This window comes from Martinezella sp. CNPSo 3959 (genome assembly GCF_057784355.1).
The window spans coordinates 198,166-223,899 of record NZ_JBXSOV010000001.1 but is presented as its reverse complement, the minus strand read 5'-3'; the positions used below and the strand labels follow the sequence as shown (position 1 = coordinate 223,899).

The 25,734-nt window shown below is 58.4% G+C and carries 25 protein-coding genes and 1 tRNA gene; 7 read left to right on the top strand and 19 right to left on the bottom strand.

Going from position 1 to position 25,734, the window contains the following annotated elements:
• Positions 1-17: 17 nt before the first annotated feature.
• From yjfF to pcsA, 10 genes are all read right to left on the bottom strand, one after another.
• On the bottom strand, positions 18-986 hold the full coding sequence (gene yjfF / locus AC13RE_RS01175; RefSeq protein ID WP_132716551.1) for a galactofuranose ABC transporter, permease protein YjfF: 969 nt from the start codon (positions 984-986) through the stop codon (positions 18-20).
• On the bottom strand, positions 983-2,011 hold the full coding sequence (locus AC13RE_RS01170; RefSeq protein WP_112338368.1) for an ABC transporter permease: 1,029 nt from the start codon (positions 2,009-2,011) through the stop codon (positions 983-985). Before AC13RE_RS01170 ends, yjfF begins: the two co-directional genes overlap by 4 nt.
• The gene (gene ytfR / locus AC13RE_RS01165) at positions 2,008-3,531 is read right to left on the bottom strand and encodes a galactofuranose ABC transporter, ATP-binding protein YtfR (protein ID WP_488484946.1); all 1,524 of its coding nucleotides are present in this window, start codon (positions 3,529-3,531) and stop codon (positions 2,008-2,010) included. The genes AC13RE_RS01170 and ytfR overlap by 4 nt, the downstream gene beginning before the upstream one ends.
• Positions 3,532-3,662: 131 nt before the next feature.
• A complete protein-coding gene (ytfQ, locus tag AC13RE_RS01160) occupies positions 3,663-4,625 on the bottom strand; it encodes a galactofuranose ABC transporter, galactofuranose-binding protein YtfQ (protein WP_112338366.1) in 963 nt (320 codons plus the stop codon).
• Positions 4,626-4,766: 141 nt separating this feature from the next.
• Positions 4,767-5,843 carry a BMP family ABC transporter substrate-binding protein gene (locus AC13RE_RS01155; RefSeq protein WP_488561661.1) on the bottom strand — a complete coding sequence of 359 codons (1,077 nt, stop codon included), beginning with the start codon at positions 5,841-5,843 and terminating at the stop codon, positions 4,767-4,769.
• A 53-nt stretch (positions 5,844-5,896) separates the two neighbouring features.
• Positions 5,897-6,817: an ABC transporter permease gene (locus tag AC13RE_RS01150; RefSeq protein WP_488561660.1), complete on the bottom strand. Its 921-nt coding sequence runs from the start codon at positions 6,815-6,817 to the stop codon at positions 5,897-5,899.
• Positions 6,814-7,899 (bottom strand): ABC transporter permease, encoded by a 1,086-nt coding sequence (locus AC13RE_RS01145; protein WP_488561659.1) that lies wholly within the window; start codon positions 7,897-7,899, stop codon positions 6,814-6,816. The genes AC13RE_RS01150 and AC13RE_RS01145 overlap by 4 nt, the downstream gene beginning before the upstream one ends.
• A complete protein-coding gene (locus AC13RE_RS01140; protein WP_488561658.1) occupies positions 7,889-9,463 on the bottom strand; it encodes an ABC transporter ATP-binding protein in 1,575 nt (524 codons plus the stop codon). Before AC13RE_RS01140 ends, AC13RE_RS01145 begins: the two co-directional genes overlap by 11 nt.
• Positions 9,464-9,505: 42 nt before the next feature.
• Positions 9,506-10,489 carry a quinone oxidoreductase family protein gene (locus tag AC13RE_RS01135; protein WP_488561657.1) on the bottom strand — a complete coding sequence of 328 codons (984 nt, stop codon included), beginning with the start codon at positions 10,487-10,489 and terminating at the stop codon, positions 9,506-9,508.
• A gap of 36 nt (positions 10,490-10,525) precedes the next feature.
• The gene (pcsA, locus tag AC13RE_RS01130; RefSeq protein ID WP_113333751.1) at positions 10,526-11,251 is read right to left on the bottom strand and encodes a phosphatidylcholine synthase; all 726 of its coding nucleotides are present in this window, start codon (positions 11,249-11,251) and stop codon (positions 10,526-10,528) included.
• Positions 11,252-11,463: 212 nt separating this feature from the next.
• On the opposite strand from pcsA, the gene AC13RE_RS01125 reads away from it, so the two are divergent.
• Positions 11,464-12,666 carry a UbiH/UbiF family hydroxylase gene (locus tag AC13RE_RS01125; RefSeq protein WP_488561656.1) on the top strand — a complete coding sequence of 401 codons (1,203 nt, stop codon included), beginning with the start codon at positions 11,464-11,466 and terminating at the stop codon, positions 12,664-12,666.
• Here AC13RE_RS01125 and AC13RE_RS01120 read toward each other — a convergent pair.
• Both AC13RE_RS01120 and AC13RE_RS01115 read right to left on the bottom strand, forming a co-directional pair.
• Entirely contained in the window at positions 12,643-13,605 is a 963-nt protein-coding gene (locus tag AC13RE_RS01120) for an AEC family transporter (protein WP_488561655.1), read from the bottom strand. The two genes, AC13RE_RS01125 and AC13RE_RS01120, sit on opposite strands and share 24 nt — an antisense overlap.
• A gap of 64 nt (positions 13,606-13,669) precedes the next feature.
• Positions 13,670-14,422, bottom strand: coding sequence for a cytochrome c biogenesis CcdA family protein (locus AC13RE_RS01115; RefSeq protein WP_488484939.1), 753 nt, complete (start codon positions 14,420-14,422; stop codon positions 13,670-13,672).
• A 284-nt stretch (positions 14,423-14,706) separates the two neighbouring features.
• Between AC13RE_RS01115 and AC13RE_RS01110 the strand changes: the two genes are divergently transcribed.
• Positions 14,707-14,988, top strand: coding sequence for a PsiF family protein (locus AC13RE_RS01110; RefSeq protein WP_041677417.1), 282 nt, complete (start codon positions 14,707-14,709; stop codon positions 14,986-14,988).
• A gap of 833 nt (positions 14,989-15,821) precedes the next feature.
• Here AC13RE_RS01110 and AC13RE_RS01105 read toward each other — a convergent pair.
• Both AC13RE_RS01105 and AC13RE_RS01100 read right to left on the bottom strand, forming a co-directional pair.
• Positions 15,822-16,301, bottom strand: a complete 480-nt coding sequence (locus tag AC13RE_RS01105; protein ID WP_488561654.1) for a hypothetical protein — start codon at positions 16,299-16,301, stop codon at positions 15,822-15,824.
• A 680-nt stretch (positions 16,302-16,981) separates the two neighbouring features.
• Positions 16,982-17,057, bottom strand: a tRNA-Lys gene (locus tag AC13RE_RS01100).
• 377 nt (positions 17,058-17,434) lie between these two features.
• On the opposite strand from AC13RE_RS01100, the gene AC13RE_RS01095 reads away from it, so the two are divergent.
• The 3 genes from AC13RE_RS01095 to AC13RE_RS01085 all read left to right on the top strand — a co-directional run bounded on the left by AC13RE_RS01095 (position 17,435) and on the right by AC13RE_RS01085 (position 18,892).
• Positions 17,435-17,692 (top strand): GlsB/YeaQ/YmgE family stress response membrane protein, encoded by a 258-nt coding sequence (locus tag AC13RE_RS01095; RefSeq protein WP_015339842.1) that lies wholly within the window; start codon positions 17,435-17,437, stop codon positions 17,690-17,692.
• A gap of 193 nt (positions 17,693-17,885) precedes the next feature.
• Positions 17,886-18,092, top strand: a complete 207-nt coding sequence (locus AC13RE_RS01090; protein ID WP_069612127.1) for a hypothetical protein — start codon at positions 17,886-17,888, stop codon at positions 18,090-18,092.
• A 185-nt stretch (positions 18,093-18,277) separates the two neighbouring features.
• Positions 18,278-18,892: a GntR family transcriptional regulator gene (locus AC13RE_RS01085; RefSeq protein ID WP_488561653.1), complete on the top strand. Its 615-nt coding sequence runs from the start codon at positions 18,278-18,280 to the stop codon at positions 18,890-18,892.
• Between the two features lie 53 nt (positions 18,893-18,945).
• On the opposite strand, the gene AC13RE_RS01080 is transcribed toward AC13RE_RS01085, so the two are convergent.
• The 5 genes from AC13RE_RS01080 to cysG all read right to left on the bottom strand — a co-directional run bounded on the left by AC13RE_RS01080 (position 18,946) and on the right by cysG (position 23,979).
• Positions 18,946-19,758 (bottom strand): ferredoxin--NADP reductase, encoded by an 813-nt coding sequence (locus tag AC13RE_RS01080; protein WP_132716536.1) that lies wholly within the window; start codon positions 19,756-19,758, stop codon positions 18,946-18,948.
• A 245-nt stretch (positions 19,759-20,003) separates the two neighbouring features.
• Entirely contained in the window at positions 20,004-20,516 is a 513-nt protein-coding gene (locus AC13RE_RS01075; RefSeq protein WP_488561652.1) for a DUF934 domain-containing protein, read from the bottom strand.
• 11 nt (positions 20,517-20,527) lie between these two features.
• A complete protein-coding gene (locus AC13RE_RS01070; protein ID WP_488561651.1) occupies positions 20,528-22,207 on the bottom strand; it encodes a nitrite/sulfite reductase in 1,680 nt (559 codons plus the stop codon).
• Between the two features lie 17 nt (positions 22,208-22,224).
• Positions 22,225-22,539, bottom strand: coding sequence for a DUF2849 domain-containing protein (locus AC13RE_RS01065; protein ID WP_132716533.1), 315 nt, complete (start codon positions 22,537-22,539; stop codon positions 22,225-22,227).
• Positions 22,540-22,542: 3 nt separating this feature from the next.
• A complete protein-coding gene (gene cysG / locus AC13RE_RS01060; RefSeq protein ID WP_488562522.1) occupies positions 22,543-23,979 on the bottom strand; it encodes a siroheme synthase CysG in 1,437 nt (478 codons plus the stop codon).
• 295 nt (positions 23,980-24,274) lie between these two features.
• Between cysG and AC13RE_RS01055 the strand changes: the two genes are divergently transcribed.
• Complete coding sequence (locus AC13RE_RS01055; protein ID WP_488561650.1) at positions 24,275-24,862, top strand: deaminase; 588 nt, start codon at positions 24,275-24,277, stop codon at positions 24,860-24,862.
• 22 nt (positions 24,863-24,884) lie between these two features.
• Positions 24,885-25,733 (top strand): nucleoside triphosphate pyrophosphohydrolase, encoded by an 849-nt coding sequence (gene mazG / locus AC13RE_RS01050; RefSeq protein WP_488561649.1) that lies wholly within the window; start codon positions 24,885-24,887, stop codon positions 25,731-25,733.
• The last annotated feature ends 1 nt before the right edge of the window (position 25,734 follow it).

Below are 25,734 nucleotides of genomic sequence, written 5' to 3'. Positions count from 1 at the left end.
AGAGCTCTGTCCCTCCCTCAGACATATCGTCGGTTCAAGCGGGAAAGCAGCAGAAGTCCCTTCTGCATCAGAATAAAGGCAAACAGCAGCAAGCCGATCAATATCTTCGTCCACCAGCTGGAAAGGGTTCCATCGAAGGTGATGTAGGTCTGAATCAAGCCCTGTATGAGAATTCCGATGAGTGTTCCCCCGACGAACCCCGCTCCTCCCGTCAGCAGTGTTCCCCCTATGACCACAGCAGCGATCGCATCGAGTTCGACGCCGACCGTGGCAAGCGAGTATCCGGCAGATGTATAGATAGAAAAAACGATTCCGGATAGGCCAGCAAGAAATCCAGAAAGGGCATAGATCTGGATTGTCGTCTTGCCGACAGGCACGCCCATCAGCACCGCCGTTTGAGCGCCGCCACCGAGAGCATAGACATTGGCGCCGAAGCGGGTGCGCTGCGCCAGCACAATGCCGCCGGCAAAGACGAGCAGCATGAGGCCGCCGATCAATGTCAGCCGGCCGCCGCCAGGCATCAGCCAATAGAGGTCGTTGAGCTGGGAGTAGAAATCATGCTCGATCGGAATGCTGTCGATCGACAGCACGAAGGCGATGCCCCGCGCCAGAAACATGCCGGCCAGCGTCACGATGAAAGGCGGCATACTGAGATAGTGAATGATGGCACCCATGCCGGCGCCAAAAATCGTCGTGATGACAAGAGCAAGAACGAACGCGATCAACGGGTGGATCGCCGTATCGCGCAGAATGACAGCCAGGAAAACCCCGGTAAAGGCAATGATCGAGCCGATGGACAGATCGATGCCGCCCGAGATGATGACGAAGGTCATGCCTACAGCGGCAATTCCCAAAAATGCGTTATCGGTCAACAGGTTGCCCATCACCCGCGTCGACAGCATATTCGGATACTGCGTCACGCAGGCGATATAGGCCAGAATGAAGATGAGGATCGTCGCAAGCAGCGGAAGATATTTCGAATTCACTTTGCCTGCTCCTTTTGCACCATCTGCCCCTCGTCTCGGCGACGCCAGAAGAATGACGTGGCGGATTGAACCGCCGGAGACTGGATGACCAGAATGACGATGACGATAATCGCCTTGATCACCAGATTGAATTCCGGCGGAAAGCCGGAGAGCAGGATGCCTGTATTGACCGATTGAATGATCATTGCGCCGATCAGCGAACCGACGATGCTGAAACGACCACCGAGCAGCGAATTGCCGCCAACCACGACCGCAAGGATCGCATCCAGCTCAAGCCACAGACCGGCATTATTGGCGTCCGCACCCTTGATGTCGGCCGTAACGATGATGCCCGCGATGGAGGCACAAAGGCCGCTCAATGCGTAAACCGCAATCAGCAGGACCGGGGTCCGGATACCGGACAAGGTGCTTGCCCGGCGATTGATGCCGATGGCTTCGACCAACATTCCGAGAGCCGTGCGCCGGACCAAAGCGATCACCAAAAGCGCAGCGACAAGCCAGATCACCACCGGCATCGGCAGGGCAACGAACGAGCCGCTGCCAAGAAAGATCAGTCCGTCATTGTTGAAGGTGAGGATCGCGCCCTCAGTGATCAATTGCGCAATGCCGCGGCCCGCCACCATCAGCACCAGCGTTGCGATGATCGGCTGGATATCGAGTACGGCGACGAGGAAACCGTTCCAGAGCCCACATGCCAGACCGACGCCAATCGTCAACAACAGCGTATAGGAAAGCGAGTAGCCGGCAACGATTGAGGAAGCCGCAACAGCACCGCAGATGGCGATGACCGCGCCGACGGACAGATCGATGCCTTTCGTGGCGATGACCAGCGTCATGCCGATGGCAAGCAGCGCTACGGGCGCACCACGATTGAGTACGTCCACCAAGCTCCCGTAGAGTCTTCCATTCTGAACTTCCAGATGAAAGAAATGCGGGAACATTATGAAATTCAAGAGAAGAATAACCGCGAGTGCAATGAGCTGAGGCATCAGCCGAAGCAAGGAGGTTTTGATTGGCGAGCTCATGCGTCCTCCCGCGTCTTTTGTGCCGTGGCGATGGCCTCGACGATATTTCCGGCCGTGATCTCACTTCCGGCCAACTCGGCAATATGTTCGCGATCACGCAGGACGATGACGCGCGAACTATAGGCGACAAGCTCCTCAAGTTCGGATGAAATGACTACCAGGGACATTCCCTGCCGGCAAAGATCCTCGATCAACCGGATGATTTCCGCATGGGCACCGACATCGATGCCGCGCGTCGGCTCATCCAGGATGAGGAAGCTCGGATTGGTCGCCAGCCATCGAGCAAGGATCGCCTTCTGCTGGTTACCGCCTGAAAGCAGCCTGATCGGCTTTTCTCGATCGGTCGTGCGGATATCCAACGCCTTGATATAGCGATCGGCGATGGCGTTCTGCTCGCTGCGCGGCAAGGGCCTTGCCCAGCCCCGCCTTGCCTGCAGCGCCATAACGATATTTTCGCGAATGGAGAGATCACCGATGATCCCATCGGTCTTGCGGTCTTCCGGGCAGAAGCCGAAGCCGCTCTTGATCGCCGCGCGCGGGCTGGAAAGCGCAATGGTCTTGCCTTCGATTTTCGCCTCGCCGCTGTCGGCGCGCTCGACGCCGAAGAGCACTTCGGCAGTTTCTGTGCGCCCTGAGCCAAGCAGGCCGGCAATGCCGACTACTTCGCCGACGCGCACCTCCATGTCGAACGGCTTGATCTTGCCGCGCTTGCCGAAGTTCGTGAAGTGATATCTGACCGGGCCGCTTTCCGTCTCGCTCTGCTTTATCGTACTTTCCGTCTCGGCGAGTTCGCGGCCGAGCATCATGGCGATCAGGGTCTGCCGAGGAAGACCCTTCGCATCGCGCGTGCCGACCAGCCGGCCATTGCGGAGAACGGTAATGCGATCGCAGATTTCGTAAACCTGCTCCAGGAAATGCGTGATGAAGACAATTCCCAGCCCGCGCTGTTTCAATCGCCTGACGATGCCGAACAGCATCTCGACTTCATGCGTATCCAGGCTCGCAGTGGGCTCATCGAGAATGAGGACCTTGCCGGAAAGGTCGACCGCGCGAGCGATGGCGATCACCTGCTGAATGGCGACCGAAAAGCGATCGAGCTGACGGCTGACATCGATATCCAGGCCATATTGCGACAGCAGATCTCTGGCCATCTTATTCATGACGCGGCTGCTGACCATCCCGAATCGCCGCGGCTGACGGCCCAGAAACAAGTTTTCCGCAACGCTCAGATTGGGTAGCAGGTTCACTTCCTGGTAGACGGTTCCAATACCGAGCTTCTGAGCGGCAAGCGTATCATGCGGATCGATCTCGGCCCCATCGAGAACCAGGGCACCCGCATCGCGGCGATAGGCGCCGGTCATGCATTTGATCAGGGTCGATTTTCCGGCACCGTTCTCGCCGAGAAGCGCATGGACCTCGCCGCGCATCAATGTGAAATCGACATGATCGAGAGCGGTCGAACCGGGGAAATACTTACAAAAACCTGTCGCCGTCAGAAGTCGCTCTACGTCGTGAGCCATGAAGCGCGAATTTCCTTGGAATGAATCAAATTGCGAAAGCGATAGCCGGCGCATTCCGTGGGTGCGCCGGCATCTTGCACAGGATATCGCACCGGCGCGGCATTGCCGATCCGATGCGATGGGCTTTCGTCTTAGTAGCCGAGGTCCTTCTTCTGCTCGTAGACCTTCTGCGGATCATCCGCCTGGGTATAGAGCTTGGATTCCGTCTGGATCCACTTCGGCGGCTCTTTCTTGGTCTTCAAATAGGCATCGAGCGCGTCGAAGGCAGGACCTGCCATGTTCGGCGTCAGTTCAACGGTTGCGTTCGCCTCACCGGCAGCCATGGCCTTGAAGAGATCCGGAACCGAATCGATCGACACGGTCAGGATGTCCTTGCCCGGCTTCAGGCCAGCTTCCTTGATCGCCTGAATAGCGCCGACGGCCATATCGTCGTTATGGGCGTAGAGCGCGCAGATATCCTTGCCGCCGTTTTCAGCCTTCAGGAAGCTTTCCATGACTTCCTTGCCCTTGGCGCGGGTGAAATCGCCGGTCTGGCTACGAACGATCTTCAGGTTGTCGTGACCCTTGATGGCTTCCTCGAAGCCCTTCTTGCGGGCGATGGCCGGCGAGGAGCCGGTCGTGCCCTGCAGCTCGACGATGTTGCACTTCTTGTCGCCGACCGTCTTTACAAGCCAGTCACCGGCGACCTTGCCTTCATGAACCAGGTCGGACGTGACAGCTGTCAGATAAAGGTCCTTCGGTGCAGCAACCGTGCGGTCCAGCAGAATGACCGGGATCTTGGCTTCCTTGGCTTCCTTCAGGACAGCATCCCAGCCGGTCTCGACGACCGGTGCCAGCAGGATCGCATCAACGCCTTGCGCGATGAAGGACCGGATCGCCTTGATCTGGTTTTCCTGCTTCTGCTGCGCATCGGCGAACTTCAGATCGATGCCGCGCTTCTTGGCTTCCTGCTTCGTCAGCGTCGTTTCGGCCGCACGCCAACCAGACTCCGAACCGATTTGCGAGAATCCGACGACCAGGTCTTTAGCCGATGCCGATGTGAACATGCAGGCAGCGAGCATCGTCGCACTGATCAGTGCAGTCTTCAACTTCATGATTTCCTCCCAAAGGCCATTTCCTCAGGCCAAGGTTTAAAAATCATATAGTAATACTTTTGTAAATCAGCATTCGATGTTGCAGCGCAACAAAAAGGGGCGTTTTGAACGCCCCTTCTCAACTTAAACTATTTCTCGTGCTTACTTAGAAGCCGGCAGCTTGTCGTCTACGCCTTCGATGTAGAAGTTCATGCCGAGCAACGTGCCGTCATCGGCCTTTTCGCCGGCCTTAAGCCAGGGAGTACCGTCCTGTTTGTTGATGGGGCCGGTGAAGGGAGCAAGCTCGCCTGACTTGATCTTGGCTTGGGTTTCCTGAGCCATCTTCTTCACGTCGTCAGGCATATTCGTATAGTCGCCCATCTTCAGGATGCCGTCCTTCAGGCCGTCCCAGCTCTGCTCGGACTTCCAAGTGCCATCGAGCAGTGCATGAACGCGCTTGGAGTAGTAGTTACCCCAGGTGTCGATGATCGCCGTCAACTGCGCCTTCGGGCCCGCCTTGATCATGTCGGAAGCCTGACCGAAAGCGTGGATGCCGCGCTCTTCAGCCACCTGCATCGGCGCCGTCGTATCGGTGTGCTGCGTCAGAATATCGACACCCTGGTCGACCATAGCCTTGGCGGCATCGGCTTCCTTGCCCGGGTCGAACCAGGTGTTAACCCATACCACCTTCAGCTTGAAGCTCGGATCGATGGAGCGGGCGCCCTGTTCGAAGGAGTTGATGCCCATCACCACTTCCGGAATCGGGAAGGAAGCGATGTAGGCGGCACCATGATTCTTCGATGTCTTGGCGGCGATCTGGCCGAGGATATAGCGGCCTTCATAGAAGCGCGAGTTGTAGGTTGCGAGATTCGGGCCGCTCTTGAACCCGGTCGCATGCTCGAACTTCACCTTCGGGAACTTGGCGGCAACCTTGACGGTCGCGTCCATGAAGCCGAACGAAGTCGAGAAGATCAGCGAGCAGCCGGAACGGGCAAGGCGCTCGATGGCGCGCTCGGCATCCGGGCCTTCCGGCACGTTTTCGAGATAGGGCGTCTCGATCTTGTTGCCGAATTCCTTCTGGATCTGCTGACGGCCGAGATCGTGCGCCTGCGAATAACCGCCGTCCGTGTGCGAACCGACATAGACGAAGCAGACCTTGGTCGGTGCTGCTTCAGCAGCGGCAGCGAAACCAACGATGGCGGCGGCTGTCGTTGTGAGGGCGAGTGCTAGTTTTTTCATGGTTACCCCTACTGGTTTGACATGTTTTGCAGAAATCGGTCCGGCTGTTGCAATCAGCGCTCCGGAACGAAGGCTTTGCCAAGCGACGCTGGCGTGTTGATCAAGGTCGCGCGGCGATTTTGAGAGATGATGACGAGAACCACAATAGTCGACGCATAGGGCAGCATCGACAGGAATTGCGAGGGAATGCCGACGCCGAAGCCCTGCGCATGGAATTGCAGGATCGTCACGGCACCAAAGAGATAGCCGCCAGCCAGAACGTGCATCGGCCGCCAGGATGCGAAGACCACGAGCGCCAGCGTCACCCAGCCGCGGCCGGCCGACATGTTCTCGACCCATTGCGGAGTGTAGACCAGCGACAGCTGAGCGCCTGCAAGCCCTGCGCAGGCACCGCCGAACATGACTGCGAGATAACGTGTGCGGATGACGTCGATGCCGAGAGCATGGGCCGAGCCATGGCTGTCACCCACGGCGCGCAGCTTCAGGCCGGCACGGCTGCGGAAGAGGAACCAGTTGACCCCGATGAGCAGCGCGATCGACAGATAGAAGGTCAGATCCTGCTTGAACAGCACCGGGCCGAGGAACGGTATGTCCGACAGCAGCGGAAAGACGATCTCGTGCAGCTGCACGCCCGGCACGCTGACATAACCTTCGCCGATCATGCCCGAAAGGCCGAGCCCAAGGATGGTCAGCGCCAGGCCGGTCGCGACCTGGTTCGTAACAAGCGTCAGCGTGAGAAAACCAAACAGCAGCGAGAAGAGCGCGCCCCCGATGATGCCGGTCAGCAGGCCGACATAGGGCGATCCGCTCATCTGTGCCCCAACAAAAGCGGCGACCGCACCGATGATCATCATGCCTTCGACACCGAGGTTGAGGACGCCGGAGCGTTCCACCACCAGCTCGCCGAGGCCGGCGATGACGAGCGGCGTCGATGCGGTGATGATGGTGAGCAGGATGGCTTCAAACACACTCATGCCGCACCTCCACGGACCCGCGACCAGACCACACGGATTTTGTAATAGATCAGTGTGTCGCAGGAGAGCACGAAAAATAGCAAGAGGCCCTGGAAAACGCTGGCCGCCTTGGCTGATATCCCCGGAGACAATTGCGCGGCTTCACCGCCGAGGTAGGTCAGCGCCAATACGAGGCCGGAGAGAATAGCTCCGAGCGGATTAAGGCGCGCTAGGAAGGCGACGATGATGGCGGTGAAGCCGTAACCCGGCGAAATCGCCGGCTGCAGATGGCCGATGGAACCGGAAACTTCAGATATGCCCGCCAGTCCCGAGAGTGCACCGGAGACAAGGAAGGCGAACCAAACCATTTTCCGCGAGGAAAAACCGGCAAAGCGCCCTGCCCGCGCCGACTGTCCAAGCACGCTTATCTCAAAGCCTTTCAGCGTATATTTCATAATGAACCAGGCAAGGATCGCCGCGACCACGGCGAAGACGATGCCCCAATGCGCACGCCCGGAATCCTCCCAGATCGCCGGCAAAACCGCTTCCGGCGGAAAGTCGATGCTCTGCGGAAAGTTATGGCCCTGCGGATCGCGCCATGGCCCGCGCGACAGCCAATCGAGGAAGAGCTGCGCGATATAGACCAGCATCAGGCTTGTCAGGATCTCGTTGGTATTGAAATGCGCCTTCAGGAGCGCCGGAATGGCGGCATAGAGCGCGCCGCCGACGGCGCCGGCGATCAGCATCAAAGGTAGGATCACGGGCGAATGCCAATCGGTGAAGACGATCGGGATGAATGATCCGGCGATCGCGCCCATGGTGAACTGCCCTTCGGCGCCGATATTCCAGTTGTTGGAGCGATAACAGAGGCAAAGGCCGACGGCGATCAGGATCAGCGGTCCGGCCTTGATCGCCAGTTCGTGCAGCGACCAGACCTCCAGCAGAGGTTCCACGAAGAACGCATCGAGTGCCTCGACGGGATCGTTGCCCATGACGGCGAACATGATGGTGCCGGCGATCAACGCCAATGCGAGAGCAAGCAGGGGCGATAGCAAGCCGAACAGCTTGGAGACCTGCGGGCGCTTTTCAAGTTCAATGCGCATGTGCAGGCTCCGAATGCGTCTTCGATTCATGCAGACCGCCCATCAGCAGTCCAATCTTCTCGCGGGTCAGCTCGCCGGCCGGATAGGACGGCGACAGACGCCCTTCCGAGATGACGGCAATATCGGTCGCGACTTCGAAAATCTCATCCAGATCCTGGCTGATGACGAGCACAGCCGAGCCGTCGCGGGCGAGATCGACCAGTGCCTGGCGGATGCGGCTTGCGGCGCCGGCGTCAACGCCCCAGGTCGGTTGATTGACGACGAGCACGCTCGGCTGGCGATCCAGTTCTCGGCCGACGATGAATTTCTGCAGATTACCGCCGGACAACGCCCCGGCAGCCGGATCCTCGCCGCTCTTGCGCACATCCATTGCCTCGCAGATGCGCTTCGTCGCCTGCTTGACCGCGCCGTGCCTGATGACATTGAAGAAGCCACCACCCAGGAACGACTTGCGATCCGACTGATGCCGGGCAAGCACGAGGTTATCCGACAACTTCAACGTCGATACCGCAGCATGGCCGTGGCGTTCCTCGGGCACGAAGCCAGCGCCGATCAGCCGGCGCGCATTGATGCCCTTGGTGCCGACGGACTTGCCGCGAAGCTGGACGAGATCATCCGCGGGGACCGTGTATTCGCCGGAAATGACATCGAACAATTCGCCCTGGCCGTTACCGGCAACGCCGGCGATCGCCAACACCTCACCGGCCCGTACGCGCAGGGAAACGTCCTTCAGCGCCATGGCAAACGGGGTTCGCGCCGGTGCCGAGAGGCCCGCGATCTCCAGGAGAATATCCCCCTTATTGCCAAGCCCCTCGTGCTGCACGCTGGCGACATCATTGCCGACCATCATGCGGGCAAGCGAACCGGTCGTTTCCTGCCTGGGATCGCAGGCGCCGGTGACCTTGCCGTGACGCAGGACGGTGGCGCGCGAGCAGATGCGCTGCACTTCTTCAAGCCGGTGGCTGATATAAAGCACCGAGCGGCCCTCATCCCTCAACTTAAACAGGGTTTCGAAAAGGCGATCAGCTTCCTGCGGTGTCAAAACCGAGGTGGGCTCGTCGAGAATGATCAGTTTAGGGTTTTGCAGGAGCGCCCGAACGATCTCGATGCGCTGGCGTTCACCGACGGAGAGATCGGCCACATGCGCATTCGGATCGAGCGGCAAGCCATAGGCGTGAGAGAGCTTCGCGGCTTCCTCGGAAATTTTTGCAAGCGGGATATTGTTGTCGAGCGAGAGCGCTATATTTTCCGCGACAGTCAGCGCCTCGAACAAAGAAAAATGCTGAAATACCATGCCGATGCCGAGCTTGCGAGCCGTGCCCGGCGCATCGATCGCCACAGGCTGCCCCTGCCAGACGATCTGCCCATGCGACGGTTCGAGCACGCCGAACAGCATCTTGACCAGCGTGGATTTTCCAGCGCCGTTTTCGCCTAGAAGGGCGTGAATTTCGCCTGGCTGAATTTCGAGATCGATTTCGTTGCAGGCTGCAAAACTGCCGAAGAGTTTCGTCAGTTTGCGTACTGACAATAGTGCACCGGCTGTCGGCGCATCAGATGACGACACGTTCCCCTCATTTCCTTCCCACCGTTCCTGCCCTTTACGGATCTATGGGATCAGCAGTGTAGTTCCACTCGTTTTCCTGGCTTCCAGATCCGCATGTGCGCGCCCTGCGTCAACAAGCGGATAAGTTTGATGAATATTGATACGCACTTTGCTGCTTTGCACAACAGCAAATAACGCCTTTGCACTGGCTCTCAACTCCTCAGGTGTACCGACATAGGCGAAAAGGCTCGGCCGCGTGGCAAAGAGCGAACCCTTCTGGTTGAGGATGGCGAGATTGAAATTCTCGATCGGACCGGAAGACTGGCCGAAGGTGACCCACATCCCGCGCGGCCTCAGGCAATCGAGCGACTGCGGGAAAGTATCCTTCCCAACCGAGTCATAGACGACATCGACGCCCTTGCCTCCGGTGATTTCGCGAACGCGCTCGGCAAAATTCTCCTTGCTGTAGTCGATGACGTGGTCGTAGTCATGCGCCAGCGCCAGTTCGACCTTTTCGGCGGAACCGGCAGTGCCGATGACGGTTTCGGCACCGAGGGCTTTGGCCCACTGGCCGGCGATCAGGCCAACGCCACCGGCGGCCGCGTGGAACAAAAGCGTCGTTCCAGGGCCGACCTTGAAGGTGCGGTTTAGCAGATATTCGGCCGTCATGCCTTTCAGCATCATCGATGCGGCGGTTTCAAGCGGGATATCGTCGGGCACCTTCACCAGATGGCGGGTCTCGATGTTGCGTTCGACGCTGTAGGCGCCATCGCTGCCGACATAGGCGACGCGATCGCCGACAGCAAAATCGGTCACGCCAGGCCCAACTTCGGTGATCGTGCCCGCAGCTTCCTTGCCGAGCGGCAATGGAAACTGAGGTGCCTTGTAGAGGCCGGATCGAAAATAGACGTCGATGAAGTTGAGACCGATCGCGGCTTGACGAAGCTGCACCTCACCCGCGCCGGGAGGCGGCAGATCCACCTCCTCCAGCTTCATGACCTCCGGACCGCCATTCTCATGGATACGGATGACTTTGGTCTTCTTCATGATGCACAATCCTTACTGACGTCTTAGGGACGGGCCTTACTGACGTCCGAGCGACGGGAAAAACTGCAGCACGGCACCGATGCAATAGAGATAGATACCGCTGACGATGAAGAGGACAACGGCCCATTGCGGCATGACGAAATGCATCAGCAGCGAATAGATGCCGAGTGCCGACCAGAAGAGAAATATGCCAAGATTCAGCGGCCGCAAGCGCTTGACGCGCACGGGATGCAGAAAATTGATTGGCAGAAAGGTCAGGACGACGGAAACGCCGACGAGGATCATGGCCGTCGTGGCACTGGCGCCAATGACGAAAAGCGTGAAAATCACCATGTTCCAGACGACCGGGAAACCGGAGAAGAAATATTCGTCCGTCTTCATGCCGGTATCGGCGTAATAGATGGCACTGGAAACGACAATCATGCCGGCTGCGACAAACGACCAGGGCTCACCGATCATGCCGCTCTCATAGAGCGCGAATGCTGGCAGAAGCACATAGGTCACGTAATCGATGATATTGTCGAGCGTATCGCCGGACCAGTTGGGCAGCACCTCCTTGACGCGGACCTTACGCGCGATCGGCCCATCGATGCCATCGACCAACAGCGCCAGGCCAAGCCACCAGAACATATCGACAAAGCGATGTTCTGATGCCGCGACGACGCCGAGAAAGGCGAGAAACGATCCGGATGCCGTCAGTATATGAACGGAGAAGGCACGCATCTCCGCATAAGGCACCCGCTTGTAATTGAAGATTTTCATCCGCCCCACGACTCGTCAGCTTATTCACCTGCCCCGGCAGGCGGTTTTTCTTGCTAATATGCATCCTTTGGTCGGCATCGCCAGCGCAAAAGCGTTTATCGGGGCACGCTAGCGCGACTTACTGTCATTTTCACCCGTTGCGATGTTTCATCCCATGGATTTCAACAGGCTAAGCGCTTATTTTCAGTACCGAAGGCAATTGAGGCATCGATATGAAGCAGATTGAAGTGGCCGTTATCGGCGGTGGGCTCGCCGGCATGATCACGGCGTTCGCACTGGCGCGCGGCGGAAGATCCGTCGCCCTTGTGGCCGCGCCGCACAACAAAGCCGACAAGCGGACCACGGCGCTGATGGATCAATCGATCCGCTTTCTGGAGCGACTGACGCTATGGGAAAAGATCGCGCCTTCGGCGGCGGCGCTGACCACGATGCGCATCATCGATGGCACGTCACGGCTGCTGCGGGCACCGACGGTCTCGTTCCGGGCATCGGAAATCGGCCTGGATGCCTTCGGTTACAATATTCCGAATGCCGTGTTGCTGGACAACCTCAGCCAAGCCATCGAAGCGGAAGGCAATGTCAGCCGCATCGAAGCCTCGGCTTCCGAAATCAACTTCCGCGATGATGGTGTCGCGATCACTCTCGACAATGGTGATTCGATCGATGCGGCATTCGTCGTTGGCGCGGACGGCCGCAATTCGACAGTGCGAGAGACCCTCGGAATCAAAACCAAGGGCTGGTCCTATCCGCAGTCGGCGATGGTTCTGAATTTCGCGCATAGCCTGCCGCACCAGAACATCTCCACGGAATTCCACACCGAAAGCGGCCCCTTCACGCAGGTACCTCTGCCCGGCAGACGCTCCAGTCTCGTCTGGGTGCAGAAGCCGGCCGAAGCCGCTGCCAATGCGGAGAAGTCGCTCGAAGAACTCGGCCGCTTGGTCGAGGAGCGGATGCAGTCGATGCTCGGCCAGGTCACGATCGAGGACAGCGTGCAGGTCTGGCCGCTTTCCGGCATGACGGCCTATCGCTTCGGCAAGGGGCGCGCCGCGCTGATCGGCGAAGCAGCCCATGTCTTCCCGCCCATCGGCGCGCAGGGCCTCAATCTCAGCCTTCGCGATATCCTGGCCTTGTCGGACATTCTCTGCTCGCGCGCTGACCAGCCGATCTCGGCGACATCGGGCGACAGTTTCGATCGCAAGAGGCGCGCCGATATTGTCAGCCGCACGGCGAGTGTCGATCTCCTCAATCGCTCGCTTCTGTCGGATTTCCTGCCCGTGCAGATGCTGCGGGCAGCAGGCCTGCATGTGCTTTTGGCCATCGCGCCGCTCCGCAACATCGTCATGCGCGAGGGCATCGAACCCGGCGGCGGCCTGCGCAATTTTTCCTCGGCATTACGGGAAAAGCTGCGCCGGTAGGGCGCCCGACTTTATCAGGTAAAGCACCAGCGAAACCGTCACCACGGAACAGGCCGTGGTGATCAGAATAGTGGCGGAGGCCCGCTCCTGCCAGACGTCGTATTGCTGACCAATGACAAAGACATTCGTTGCCGTCGGGAGCGCCGCAAGCAATACGGCCGCCTCGATCCAGATCGGATCGAAGCCGCCGACCGCTTGTAGAACGACATAGACCAAGAGCGGATGCAGGACGAGTTTTGCCGGCACGATGTAGCCGATCTCGATCGGAATCCGCTTTAGCGGACGCAGCGCGAGCGTCACACCCATGGCAAATAGTGCGCAAGGAGCAGCAGCTTGCGCGAGATAATTGACAAATCGCTCGAAGGCGAGCGGCTGATGGAGAGAAAACGCTGCCACGACGAAACCCAGCGCGGTCGACAGGATAAAGGGGTGCAGCAGCACCTTGCGGCCAATATCCACGGCGAGCTTCGCCGGCGAACGCCTGTCGGCACTTTCCAGTGCCATCAGAGCAGGTGCGACGATGAAGTGCAGCGCATTTTCGAAGCAGACGATCAGCGCCACCGGAGCGGCCGCCTTTTCACCGAGCGCCAGCAGCGCAAGCCCCGGCCCCATGTAGCCGATGTTGCCATAGGCTCCCGCAAAGCCTTGGATAGTGCTTTCGGCAACCGAATTGCGGCGCAGGAAACGGCCGATCAGAAACAGCAGTAGGAAAATCGAGTAAGTCGCGGCGATATCGGTGGCGATGAAGTCGATCCGCGTCAGTTGCTCGATCGGCGTCTGGGACACAAGCTTGAAGAACAGCGCCGGCAACGCGGCATAGACGATGAACGTGTTCAACCAGCCGAGCGCCTCGGCCGGCTGCTTCGTAACGCGTGCGGCGACGTAGCCGACCAGGATCAGCCCGAAGAACGGCAGCAACAGACCAACAATATCAGCCATGGGGGTCAGCCATCGGGCATGTTCCATTTGCCGAGAAGAACAAGAGGCGAAAATATCGCCCGACTTAGCCGATTTTCATCAGGATCGGAAAGGTCTGCTGAAACCAGATCGCCATGTCGCTGATATAGCCGAAGATGAAAGCGAGACCGGTGAGCACCAAAAGCGCACCCATGACCTTTTCGACCGTGCCCAGATGACGGCGGAAACGGGAGAGAAAGCGCATAAAGGCGCCGGAAAAGCCGGCGGCAATCCAGAAGGGGATTGCAAGCCCGAGAGAATAGACGGCGAGCAGGCCGGCGCCCGCGCCGACCGTTTCGCGCGATGCGGCAATGCCGAGGATGGCGCCGAGCACCGGGCCGATGCAGGGCGTCCAGCCGAAGGCGAAGGCAAGGCCCATGATATAGGCACCCGTCAGCGTCGCCGGCTTGCCGCCGCTCTGAAAGCGCGCCTCCCGGGCCAGAAGGCCGATGCGGAAGACGCCGAGGAAATTCAGCCCCATGACGACGATGATCAAACCGCCGATCTTGGCGAGAACATCGAGATGCTGGCGCAGAAGCATGCCGATCGAGGACGCACCGGCGCCGAGTGCGACGAATACGGTGGCAAACCCCAGAGTGAAGAACAGCGCCGACATCAACACATTGCCGCGCACGCTCGGTGTCGCGGCAACTGCCGCTCCTCCGCCCCGAAACTGCTCGACCGAGATTCCCGCCATGTAGCAGAGATAGGGCGGCACGAGCGGCAGCACGCAGGGTGAGAGAAACGAAAGGGCTCCGGCAAGCAAGGCACTTAGAAGCGAAATATCGGCAAGCGACACGATGGACTCCGGCTATGTCATTCCGGCTCTCTTCCTAGCGACGCGGGTGCCGGAAAGCCAATCACCTTTTCGAGCGAGCTCGCCGTCGTGCCTTAAAGTTGACGGAATTGGGATAGCTGCACCCAGGTGCAAAACCCCGATTTTCCCCGGTTTTCCGGGCCCAACCAGGGGTCGCGAAGCTATGCGATGAGCGAATTGCATTTGTAAAAATATTGGTTCAAGCTGTTGATGTTCGTCGAACAACGCACATTCCACTCAAGCTAGTCAGCGGAGGAAAAGCCCCCATGAGAATTGCTACTATGTTCACGACTGCAGCCTTTGTCGCACTCTTCAGCGTAAGCGCGATGGCACAGACGGCAACTACCCCCAGCACCACGACAACGACCACGCCCAGTGCAACAACATCGACGCCATCGACGACCAATACGATGAAGCCAAAGGCAGCGAAGCCTGCCCAAACTGCCGTTTCCAAGGCATGTTCGGCCCAGGCCGATGCCAAGGGCCTGCATGGAAAGGCGCGCGCCAAATTCCGAAGCGATTGCAAGAAGAACGGCGGCAAGGCCTAGACTTTTTCACTCTGAAATCGCGGTCAACTTTACCATCCAGCTGGCGGTAAGGTTGACCGCAACCGGTTCGTTACTCTCACGCAAAATTCAGACGAAATGCCAGGCCTTGGCGAAAAATCGCGTCAGCCGGATTTGAATTTCGTTCGATCGTTCAGATGGCCGCCAAATGTATGAGCAGCAATTATCGCTCATGCATCTCTCGGTTTGCGCTCCTTTGTCGCCGGATCGGTCTTGCCCTCCGCAAGCCTATTTCTGGGATCGGCAACGACTGAAGCTCCATCCCTTTCCCTATTCATTCGATCGCTCTCATGCGCCTTGCTGTGCTGTATCTTTGCCAGCGCTTGCTTCTTCTCGCGTTTGCCATTCGATTCATCTCGACCCTGTGCCAAGGCGTGCCTCCTTTTTGTTAAAGAGGGAACTCACCTGATGAAATTAGGTTCCGATCCAAGGCACGACACGATTATGCTCAGCGGTCCCTATCCCACTAACGAGCGGATTTGTTGTCTTCGAATTAGGCAAATGCCGCTTCGCTGTACTTTTAGCGACATATAATATAATAATGCGACGACAGGCATGAAACGAATCTTGAATTCCATCCGTTTAAGCTTCGCTGCCATGTGAGGAATGCTGATCATGACGTCGATCGAAAGAAAGAAGCTCGCGCGGCTTGTTATGCTCAAATTGCTGCCGATCTTCGGGGGACTGACGGTAGTCGCAGTCGTTGCGCTCTCAACAATCGCGTAAGTACCGGTCACGACCTCCGCAGAGGCGAGCGCGATAATAACGCTATCGGGGATATCGATCTTGCTGCTCGATATTTCGCCTGCCCAACGTCAGGAACAGTCGGTGCTGTCGACCGAAAACGAATAGTCCCTGCCCTTCAGCTGATAGATGTAATTCGCCAAAGATGCTTCGCCGGAACTGAATTTCGGCAGCAGGAAGTCGCAGAGATCGGTAAGCTGCGCGGATTTGACGAGAGGCGGATCGAAATCGTCATCATCGTCATCGAGATCGTAGAAATAGCTATAGATGTGATCGCTGAGGTCTATCTTCGTCAGCGTGGTTTTCTGGTCGATCTTCTTGGGCAAATCCTTGTTGGCGAAGATCACCGGATAACGCTCGGAGAGGTAGGGGATCACAAGCCGCTCGGTCACGGGCGCGGTGATCGCGATTCCGAGAAGCGGCAGCACTCTCAAGGCTATAGAAAACCGCCTGCCTGCGATCAGCCCGGCCAAAAGGCCCAAGGATACCAGCAACCCGCAAACGATTGCATAAATCTCCCACAGAGACAGCTCTGCCACGAATTCCATCATTCGCCCGTCGTCTTCACCAACAGTCTTATCGATGGAGCTATGATACTATCAAATCGAGATTCGCCGCCAGCCAATTCGGACCAAACGTCATCAACAACCTGTGCATTCTGTTTGACGGATGAAAGCGAGATGCGAACCGAGGCAAGACAATCCGTGAGATTCAGCAACGCAAAAACTGCGAAGGTTGCCGGGCTGTGCGTGGCCTTCGGGTGAGCTCATGATCGTTCTAATGAACCAGCTTCGCAACCTGGGGGACGGTTTGCATCGCGCTCTCGTGCCGCCCGGAAGTCAATCCGATGATGACCGCAACCGCAGCGACCATTATGTAAATAATGGTGCCTTTAGGCTTTCGGTCCGACAAGCAACGCCTTGTCGACTCTAATGAACGCGGATGGTCAGACATCTTGATCCTTTGGTATTTAAGAGCGCTCATTTAGTGGATCAGCGCGCTCAGTTAAATATCTCGATTCGCGCATCTCCCTTGCAGGCAGCGAATACCGGGCTATTCTTGTGTCTGGGTTGTTCGTTAAAAATTGGCTCTTCCTGTTTGTGTGCCGCACCTTGGCCAGGTGCCGGGTCTAGGTAACGGCGATATCATTGGAAAATCGGCAATACGAAAATCCGCACCTTCGCCTAAGGGCGTTTGGCGGCCTATCTCTCCGGGCTGGACAAAGAAACGATGGTGAGAGCGATGGGATTCGAACCCATGACCTACTGATTAAAAGTCAGTTGCTCTACCGACTGAGCTACGCTCTCCCTCTCCGCTGGCAGAAGCTGCCCCGGCTGGAAGTGCGCGGAACATATGCAGACGCCTTATTGTGGTCAACCCATAAAATTGCGGTTGTCAGCGGCCGAGGATGCTTTTCCTTGCCTCACTACCACGAAACGACGCCATAGTGCCGAAGAAGCCACCCGTTCTTCAGGAAAATCAGAACTCCGGCGCCAGCGACGAATGAGCTGCGGCAAGACAATCGATTCTCAGAGACCCAAACAACCGTAACAATTTCCCTTAATAATCAGGGTTGCAATGAACGGATCAATCGGCTCGCCATGCGCAACAGTTGGGGTGCGAATCGTTTTTGGTGTATATCAGCTATTGTTAACAACCTGTCGGGCCCTCAGGAGGTTCTTTTATGGAAGACGCAAACGTAGGTTGGATTGCAGCAATTATCATCGGCGGTTTGGCTGGCTGGTTCGCCGAGATGATCATGAAGAGCAACACCGGCATCATCATGAACATCATCCTCGGCATTGTTGGCGCGCTCGTCGCCAGCTGGCTGTTCCGTGCCCTCGGCATCGCGCTGCCGTTCCATGTATGGCTGAACTATCTGGTCACTGGCTTCATCGGCGCCTGCATTCTTATTTTCATAGGGCGATTGATCAGGCGATAGCAGCGTATCGGGCTGCATACGCCCGCATTGGGAAGAGGAAAAAAGGGAAGGCGGAGCAAATCGCCTTCCCTTTTTTGTTGCGTGGGCCCCGGCGGAAGACTGCCTTTAGCGGAGGCAACGCGGTTTTCAAGGTCTTTCCAAGCTCCAGCTTGGCGCTATCTATCGGATGAGGAACCGAAAGGAGGTTGGAAACATGACAGAAAACGCCAATCGGACAACCGCCCGCAAAGTCATCCGCGGCCGCCCATACAGTATTGCCGAGTTTGCACGGAAATACCGTCTCGACGATGCGGAGGCAAAACGCCTCTTCTACAAGTTCGGCCCGTCGTCCACCGAGCTGGACCTGCTCATGGCCGCCAAACGAAGACCGCCCACCCTTGCCACCGCAATCGGCCAATAACGACGCGGCTCCTTTGCGCCACTTGCGAAATATTCCGAAATCGTCGGCCCTTTAGGGACGACGATTTCCGGTAAGGCGATTTGAACGGGCCGCCAAGCCGCCCTTGTTGACGTGTCACGACCGTTGCCTTCGACGAGGCCAGATGACACTGTGTGCCCTCACGCATAAGCCGGACTTGATTTCGGATGCAGAATTCGCTCAGCCATCTTGCCTATCTCGCGCTGGAATATGCGATCGTGTCGCTTAAGTTGAAGCCAGGCGACCTTGTGACCGAAAAACAGCTGATCGAGATGGCGGGACACGGACGGACGCCGGTGCGTGAGGCCATTCAGAAGCTTGCCTGGCAGGGATTGATCCATGTGCGCCCGCGCGTCGGCCTGCAAATCGCGGAAATTCGTCCGGAAGATCATCAATATGTCATGCAGGTGCGGCGCGAACTGGAACCGATTGCCGCCGCACTCGCCGCCACCTATGCCGATCCGCAGCAGCGGGAGCGATTGCGGGAATGCGCCCGACGGATGGCGGAATGCGCCGGTACCGGCGACCTGCCCGGTTTTTTCGCCGCCGACAAGACATTCGATGAAATTCTGGAAGCCGCCTGCCCCAACAACTTCATCACGGCAGCGCTCGCCCCAGTTCAAACACATGCGCGCCGGCTGTGGTATTCGACTGGAACGCATGACCGCATGGGCGGCGCGATCGCCATGCATGTTCAGGCGATAGACGCCATCCGGGACGGCGATGCCGACAAGGCACGCACCGCTATGGCCGCACTCATCGATTATCTCAACAATGCATGAAAAAGGCGGCTTCGTTGCCGAAACCGCCTTTTTCATGCATTGGAATAATTCGCTTAACCGACGAAAGCGCGTTCGATGACGAACTCGGCCGGCTTGTTGTTGGCACCTTCGTTCAGGCCGGCCTTTTCGAGCAGGCCCTTGGTGTCCTTCAGCATGGCGGAAGAGCCGCAGATCATGCCGCGATCGATCGCGGGATCCAGCGGCGGTACGCCGAGGTCGCTGAAAAGCTTGCCGTTTTCGATGAGATCGGTGATGCGGCCCTTAAAGGGGAATTCCTCGCGGGTGACGGTCGCGTAGTGGCGCAGTTTATCGCCGACGACTTCGCTGAGGATCTCGTCATTGCGGATTTCCTCGACAAGATCGAAGCCGTATTTCAACTCGGCAACATCGCGCGTCGTGTGGGTGAGGATGACTTCCTCGAATTTTTCATAGGTTTCCGGATCGCGGATAAGGCTCGCAAACGGCGCAACTCCGGTGCCAGTCGAGAACATATAGAGCCGACGGCCGGGCGTCAGCGCATCCAGAACCAGCGTGCCCGTCGGCTTCTTGCGCATCAGCACTTCGTCGCCGGGCTTGATGTTCTGCAGGTGCGAGGTCAGCGGACCGTCCGGCACCTTGATGGAAAAGAATTCAAGCTCGTCGGCCCAGGCGGGGCTTGCGATCGAATAGGCACGATAAAGCGGTTTGCCATCGACCATGAGGCCGATCATGGCGAACTCGCCCGAGCGGAAACGGAAGCCCTGCGGCCGGGTCATGGTGAAGCGAAAGAGCCGGTCGGTATAATGCGTGACGCTCAGCACCTTCTCGGCGAAGACGCCGGCGGGTACTGCTGAAGCAAATTCATCTGTCTTTGCGGGGGCGTTCATTCTGTCTCGAATCCCGTATTAGTCTTACGCGGTCTTCCCGGGCACGTATTCCCTGGCAGGCTCATTTCGCGACGCTGATATAACAATATAGCCGGTTTTGAAAGGCATTCCATTCCAACCGACGTTCTGGAACTGAAATATGCCTATTTCAGTCAAGTTTACATATCACCGAGCGTACATAATTCGAAAGGCTTGAATACGACAATTCGACACTGTCAAATTGCCGCAACAGCCGCCTTTCGATATCAGGCCGACTTTGCCGGCAATCGCCGCCAGCTGTAGGCCTGCCCGCCTTCTGCGCGGCGCGCGGTCGGCTGATAGTAATGCGGAATGCCCGGAAGGCGGTTCTCCGCCAATCTCTTCAGTGCGGTCTCATTCGTCACCGAGAAACTATCAATGCCGACGCGCAGCATCAATGGAATCTGGTCGATCAGCACGTCGCCGACAGCACGCAGCTCATTGGCGTAGCCGAGGCGTTGGCGCAGCAGCGAGGCATGGCTGAAGGCGCGGCCGTCGTTGAATGCCGGAAAAGCAACCGCGACGATATCGAGACGGTCGAGATAGGGCTGCAGCCGTGTCACGTCGTCGGCTGGCTTGATGACAACGCCGAGACCGGCCTCATTGCTCTCTTCCGCCTTTGCGATCAACGCATCGAGGTCGAGCAGCGGCTTCTGCGCCTCGGTTGCCTTGACCTCGTCAGTCTCAATGACCCACGGATCATGCTCCACGAAGCCGGTTTCTCGCCAGATCTTGGTCATAATCAATCTCCTTACGCCGCTTCGGCTGCCGACGAGGACGCGCCGTAGAGCGCGGTCTTGAACGGCTGCGGCCCAACGCGACGGTAGGCGGTCAGGAAGGTTTCGGAGGGATCCAGACGAAGACCGAGATAGGTGTCGACGATGGTCTCTATGGCGTCGGTCACCTTGTCGGGCTCGAAGCCGCGGCCGATGATCTCACCGATCGACGTATTTTCGTCGCCGGAGCCGCCGAGCGTGATCTGATAGAGTTCTGCGCCCTTCTTCTCGACCCCAAGCAAGCCAATATGACCGACATGGTGATGGCCACAGGCATTGATGCAGCCGGAAATCTTGATCTTCAGCTCGCCGATCTCCGCCTGGCGCTCGGGCGAACCGAAACGCGTAGAGATTTCCTGCGCAACCGGAATGGAGCGCGCATTGGCAAGCGCGCAATAATCGAGACCGGGACAGGCGATGATATCAGTAATCAGGCCCGCATTCGCCGTCTCGAGACCGTTGGCCACCAGACCGCGATAGACGGCTTCGAGGTCGGCCAGCGCCACGTGCGGCAGGATGAGGTTCTGCTCATGGCTGACGCGGATTTCGTCGAAGGCATATTCCTCGGCTATATCGGCCACGGCTTCCATCTGGACATCCGTCGCATCGCCAGGAATACCGCCGATCGGCTTCAGCGAGATTGTCACCATGCCGTAATCGGGGTTCTTATGCGGCTGCACGTTCTGCTGCACCCAGCGCGCGAAAGCCGGATCGGCCTTCTTCCAGCGCGCCAGGCTTTCCCAGCCTTCAGGGCGCTCAGGCAGCGCTGGCGGCGCGAAATAGGCCGAGATGGCCTGGACATCGGCTTCCGGCAGCTTCAGCTCGGTATCTCGCAGCTTGTCGAACTCGACTTCGACCTGGCGTGCCAGTTCCTCGGCGCCCGTTTCATGCACGAGAATCTTGATGCGCGCCTTGTACTTGTTGTCGCGGCGGCCATGCAGATTGTAAACGCGCATGATGGCGGTGATGTAGGAGAGAAGATCTGCTTCCGGCAGGAAGTCACGGATCAGCTTGGCAACCAGCGGCGTACGCCCCTGCCCGCCGCCGACATAGACAGCAAAACCGATCTCGCCCTTGTCGTTTTTCTTCAGATGCAGGCCGACATCATGCACCTGAATGGCGGCACGGTCGCGCTCGGCGCCGGTGACGGCAATCTTGAACTTACGCGGCAAGAAGGAGAACTCCGGATGAACGGAGGACCATTGGCGCAGGATTTCGGCATAAGGCCTGGGGTCGGCGACTTCGTCAGCCGCAGCGCCGGCAAAATGGTCGGCGGTCACGTTGCGAATGCAGTTGCCCGAGGTCTGGATGGCGTGCATCTCGACCGAAGCAAGATCGGCCAACGCATCCGGCATCTCGGAAAGCTTCGGCCAGTTGAACTGCAGGTTCTGACGCGTGGTGAAGTGGCCATAGCCGCGGTCATAGGTGCGTGCGACATGGGCGAGCATGCGCATCTGGCGCGAGCTCAGCGTGCCATAGGGAATGGCGATGCGCAGCATATAGGCGTGCAGCTGCAGATAGACGCCGTTCATTAGGCGCAGCGGCTTGAAGGCGTCTTCCGAAAGCTCACCCGAGAGGCGTCGCTCCACCTGATCGCGAAACTGGGCAACCCGTTCCGCAACAAAGGCGTGGTCGAATTCATCGTAACGATACATGACTTCCTCGGGACTTCTCAGACTGCAATGAAATCGGGATCGGCCGGGGCATAGCCCGCAGCATATTCCATGGTGGGGCCTTCGGCGCGGATGCGCTCGCGCAGGCGCAGCGGCCAAAGCTTGCCGCCGGTTTCCTGCACGTCGATGAGATTGACGTCGACGACCTTGTTGTCAGCATAGGCCTGCTTGCCGATCGCTTCCAGCGCGGCTTCCGCTTCGGCATGCCGAGCGACCAGTGCCTCCTGTAGCGATGTCACCCACTCGCCATTTGCGTTCAGCCAGACGGCGACGCCATCGGTGAGCCGGTTTGCGGTCAGAACCTTGTCGACCATCAATCAGTTCCTTGCATAGTCTTGAGCAGCGGTCTCGCGACGAACCAGCGGCTCGGATTGTTCAAAATTCGCACCGGCGACGGCATCGCCGATAATGACCATGACCGGCCCACCCAGCTCATCGCGGTGTTCGAGATCGGGCAGATCCCGCAGGATGCCGTGCATCAAGCGGCGATCGCGCCGGCTGGCATTCTCGATGATGGCAACGGTCGTCTCGGGCGGTAAGCCGGCTTGCATCAGACGGCCGGCGACGGAAGCGGCAACCGTACGCCCCATATACACCGCAATCGTGGCGCCGGATACGGCCAAACTCGCCCAATCGGGCAGCACATCGCCCGTGAGATCGTGACCCGTTGTAAAGACCAGCGACGAGGCGACGCCACGCAGCGTCAGCGGCAATTCGAAATCGGCAGCAGCGGCAAAGGCCGAGGTGATGCCTGGAACAATCTCATAGCCGATACCGGCGGCGCGCAGAGCCGCCATTTCCTCGCCGGCACGACCGTAAACCAGCGGATCGCCGGACTTCAGCCGCACGACACGCTTGCCTTCGCGGCCGAGCTGCACCAGCAGATCGTTGATCTCTTCCTGCGACTTGCTATGACATCCCTTGCGCTTGCCAACGGACAGGCGCTCGGCGTCGCGACGTCCCATATCGACGATCGCCTGCGGCACCAGCGCGTCATAGACGATGACATCGGCCTCCATCATCACGCGCTGCGCCCGCAGCGTCAGCAGATCTTCGGCGCCCGGGCCGGCACCGACCAGCCAGACGCGGCCCTCGACATCGCGGGACGACTGCAGCAGCTCATCGGCCACCTGCTCCGCCTGTGCAACATGACCGGCATTGATGGCATCCGCGACCGGTCCGGAAAAGAACTGCCGCCAGAAAATGCGACGCGCAACGCCCCGCGCCACGAAACGCTCGACCGGCTTGCGATAGCGCGTGGCCAGCTCCGCCAGTTTGCCAAGCGACGGCGACAACATCTGGTCGATCTGCGCGCGGATCATCTGCGCCAACACAGGTCCGGCACCCTCGGTGCCGATGGCAACGGCAACAGGCGCCCGATTGACCAGCGCCGGCGTATAGAAATCGCAATAATCGGGCTGATCGACGGCGTTTGCCGGGATACGCTCGGCGCGAGCCGCATCGACGATCGCGCGATCCGCCTCGGCATCGCCAGTAGCAGCAAAGACGAGCGTCGCGCCCTTGACCTGATCGGGTGAAAAATCGCCGCGTACGGTTTCGATGCGGTTGGCGATGAGGAAAGCGTGATAATCAGCCTCGGGCGCCGGCGTAAAGGCAACGACTTTCGCCTGCGTATTCAAAAGCAGCCGTACCTTGGCAAAGGCCTCGTCGCCATTGCCGAACACGGCCGCTACCCTTCCTTCCACGCGGAAGAAAGCGGGAAACACTGAAAGCTGTTCAGTCCTGGGAGGCATCATGGTTCCACTTCGAGATTTTGCGAATATCGCCCCTGCTGCCAAGAGATTGAAGAAACAGAAATTCTAATGCCCATGCGTGCGCGTATTCTTTTGCTCGACATGACAAGGATTTGAGCAAAACTCACCAGGCGAGCAGATTGCAATAAGCCTATAAAATCTATAGATTTTTATTACTCGGCCCCGTTGCCGAGCTGCTTTATTGCTTGTGGCAAACACAGTCTTTAAGTTATTTACGCATATCGCGGCATTTGCAACCCCGATAGACTGCAGCGAAAATCGTTGGAGAAAACCCTTGTCTGACAATAGCATCGCTGCACGCCTTCTCAACGTCGTCGAGCATGACATCCTGCCCCTGACCCGCAAAGGCGTAGCTGTCGGCAACAAGGTTTTCGGCGCGGCCATCCTGCGCAAGTCCGATCTCTCGCTCGTCATCGCGGAAACCAACAATGAATTGGAAAACCCGCTTTGGCATGGCGAGGTTCACACCCTGAAGCGCTTCTACGAGCTCGGCGAGAAGCCCCCGACCAAGGATTTGATCTTTCTGTCGACCCATGAGCCCTGCACCATGTGCATGTCGGCGATCACCTGGGCCGGATTCGACAATTTTTACTACTTCTTCAGCCATGAAGATTCGCGGGACGCTTTCGCAATCCCGCACGATCTCAAGATTCTGAAGGAAGTCTTCGGCCTGGAGCCGGGTGGCTATCGCCGCCAAAACGCATTCTGGAACAGCTTTGCCATTTCCGACCTAGTGGAGACGGAAGCGGATCCACGCAAAGGCGAGCTCAGAGACCAGACAGCGCGCATCAAGCAGACCTATGCCGATCTCTCCGACAACTACCAGACGTCGAAGAGCGGCAACGACATCCCATTGAATTAATAGAGCAAGACCCGAGGCAACGATGGAAGCATCGCGAGACATTTCCCGTCTGATCGACATCATGGCAGCGCTGCGAAACCCGGAGAGCGGCTGCCCTTGGGATATCGTCCAGACCTTCGAAACCATCAAGCCTTACACGATCGAGGAGGCCTATGAAGTCGCGGATGCGATCGAGCGCAAGGATAACGACGATCTTTGCGACGAGCTCGGTGATCTCCTGCTGCAGGTCGTCTTCCACGCGCGGATCGCCGAGGAGGCCGGAGCATTTTCCTTCGGCGATGTCGTGCATGCCATTACCCGCAAGATGATCCGCCGCCATCCGCATGTCTTTGCCGTCTCGGACGCCAAAACCGAGGATGCGGTTACGCTGCAATGGGACCGGATCAAGGCCGAAGAGAAGCGGGAACGGGCCGAGCGGCGGGCGAAGAGCGGCATCACCGAAGACTTCAAGGCCGGCTTTCTGGGCTCAGTGCAGCGGACCTTCCCTGCCCTGACCGAAGCCTTGAAACTGCAGGAGCGCGCCGCCAAGGTCGGTTTCGATTGGTCTGCGCCGGAGCCGATCCTCGACAAGATCGAGGAGGAAATCGGCGAATTACGGGCAGCGCTTGCAAGCGGCGACAAGGCCAAGGTCAGCGACGAACTCGGAGACCTGATCTTCGCCGTCGTCAATATCGGCCGGCATGTGAGCACCGATCCGGAGCAAGCCCTGCGCGGCACGAACACCAAATTCCGCCGCCGCTTCCATCACATCGAAACGACGCTCGAGGCTAAAGGCGAGACGCTGGAAGGCGCCTCACTAGAGCGGATGGAAGAAATCTGGCAGTCGGCAAAAGCCATCGAGCGACAGCTGGCAGGCGTCAAGTCGGCGTAAA

Coding starts and splice junctions, on each gene's coding strand:
- AC13RE_RS01170 (WP_112338368.1), bottom strand. CDS start 2,011: ATGAGCTCGCCAATCAAAACCTCCTTGCTTCGGCTGATGCCTCAGCTC.
- ytfR (WP_488484946.1), bottom strand. CDS start 3,531: ATGGCTCACGACGTAGAGCGACTTCTGACGGCGACAGGTTTTTGTAAG.
- ytfQ (WP_112338366.1), bottom strand. CDS start 4,625: ATGAAGTTGAAGACTGCACTGATCAGTGCGACGATGCTCGCTGCCTGC.
- AC13RE_RS01155 (WP_488561661.1), bottom strand. CDS start 5,843: ATGAAAAAACTAGCACTCGCCCTCACAACGACAGCCGCCGCCATCGTT.
- AC13RE_RS01150 (WP_488561660.1), bottom strand. CDS start 6,817: ATGAGTGTGTTTGAAGCCATCCTGCTCACCATCATCACCGCATCGACG.
- AC13RE_RS01145 (WP_488561659.1), bottom strand. CDS start 7,899: ATGCGCATTGAACTTGAAAAGCGCCCGCAGGTCTCCAAGCTGTTCGGC.
- AC13RE_RS01135 (WP_488561657.1), bottom strand. CDS start 10,489: ATGAAGAAGACCAAAGTCATCCGTATCCATGAGAATGGCGGTCCGGAG.
- pcsA (WP_113333751.1), bottom strand. CDS start 11,251: ATGAAAATCTTCAATTACAAGCGGGTGCCTTATGCGGAGATGCGTGCC.
- AC13RE_RS01125 (WP_488561656.1), top strand. CDS start 11,464: ATGAAGCAGATTGAAGTGGCCGTTATCGGCGGTGGGCTCGCCGGCATG.
- AC13RE_RS01120 (WP_488561655.1), bottom strand. CDS start 13,605: ATGGCTGATATTGTTGGTCTGTTGCTGCCGTTCTTCGGGCTGATCCTG.
- AC13RE_RS01110 (WP_041677417.1), top strand. CDS start 14,707: ATGAGAATTGCTACTATGTTCACGACTGCAGCCTTTGTCGCACTCTTC.
- AC13RE_RS01105 (WP_488561654.1), bottom strand. CDS start 16,301: ATGATGGAATTCGTGGCAGAGCTGTCTCTGTGGGAGATTTATGCAATC.
- AC13RE_RS01095 (WP_015339842.1), top strand. CDS start 17,435: ATGGAAGACGCAAACGTAGGTTGGATTGCAGCAATTATCATCGGCGGT.
- AC13RE_RS01090 (WP_069612127.1), top strand. CDS start 17,886: ATGACAGAAAACGCCAATCGGACAACCGCCCGCAAAGTCATCCGCGGC.
- AC13RE_RS01085 (WP_488561653.1), top strand. CDS start 18,278: ATGCAGAATTCGCTCAGCCATCTTGCCTATCTCGCGCTGGAATATGCG.
- AC13RE_RS01080 (WP_132716536.1), bottom strand. CDS start 19,758: ATGAACGCCCCCGCAAAGACAGATGAATTTGCTTCAGCAGTACCCGCC.
- AC13RE_RS01075 (WP_488561652.1), bottom strand. CDS start 20,516: ATGACCAAGATCTGGCGAGAAACCGGCTTCGTGGAGCATGATCCGTGG.
- AC13RE_RS01070 (WP_488561651.1), bottom strand. CDS start 22,207: ATGTATCGTTACGATGAATTCGACCACGCCTTTGTTGCGGAACGGGTT.
- AC13RE_RS01065 (WP_132716533.1), bottom strand. CDS start 22,539: ATGGTCGACAAGGTTCTGACCGCAAACCGGCTCACCGATGGCGTCGCC.
- cysG (WP_488562522.1), bottom strand. CDS start 23,979: ATGCCTCCCAGGACTGAACAGCTTTCAGTGTTTCCCGCTTTCTTCCGC.
- mazG (WP_488561649.1), top strand. CDS start 24,885: ATGGAAGCATCGCGAGACATTTCCCGTCTGATCGACATCATGGCAGCG.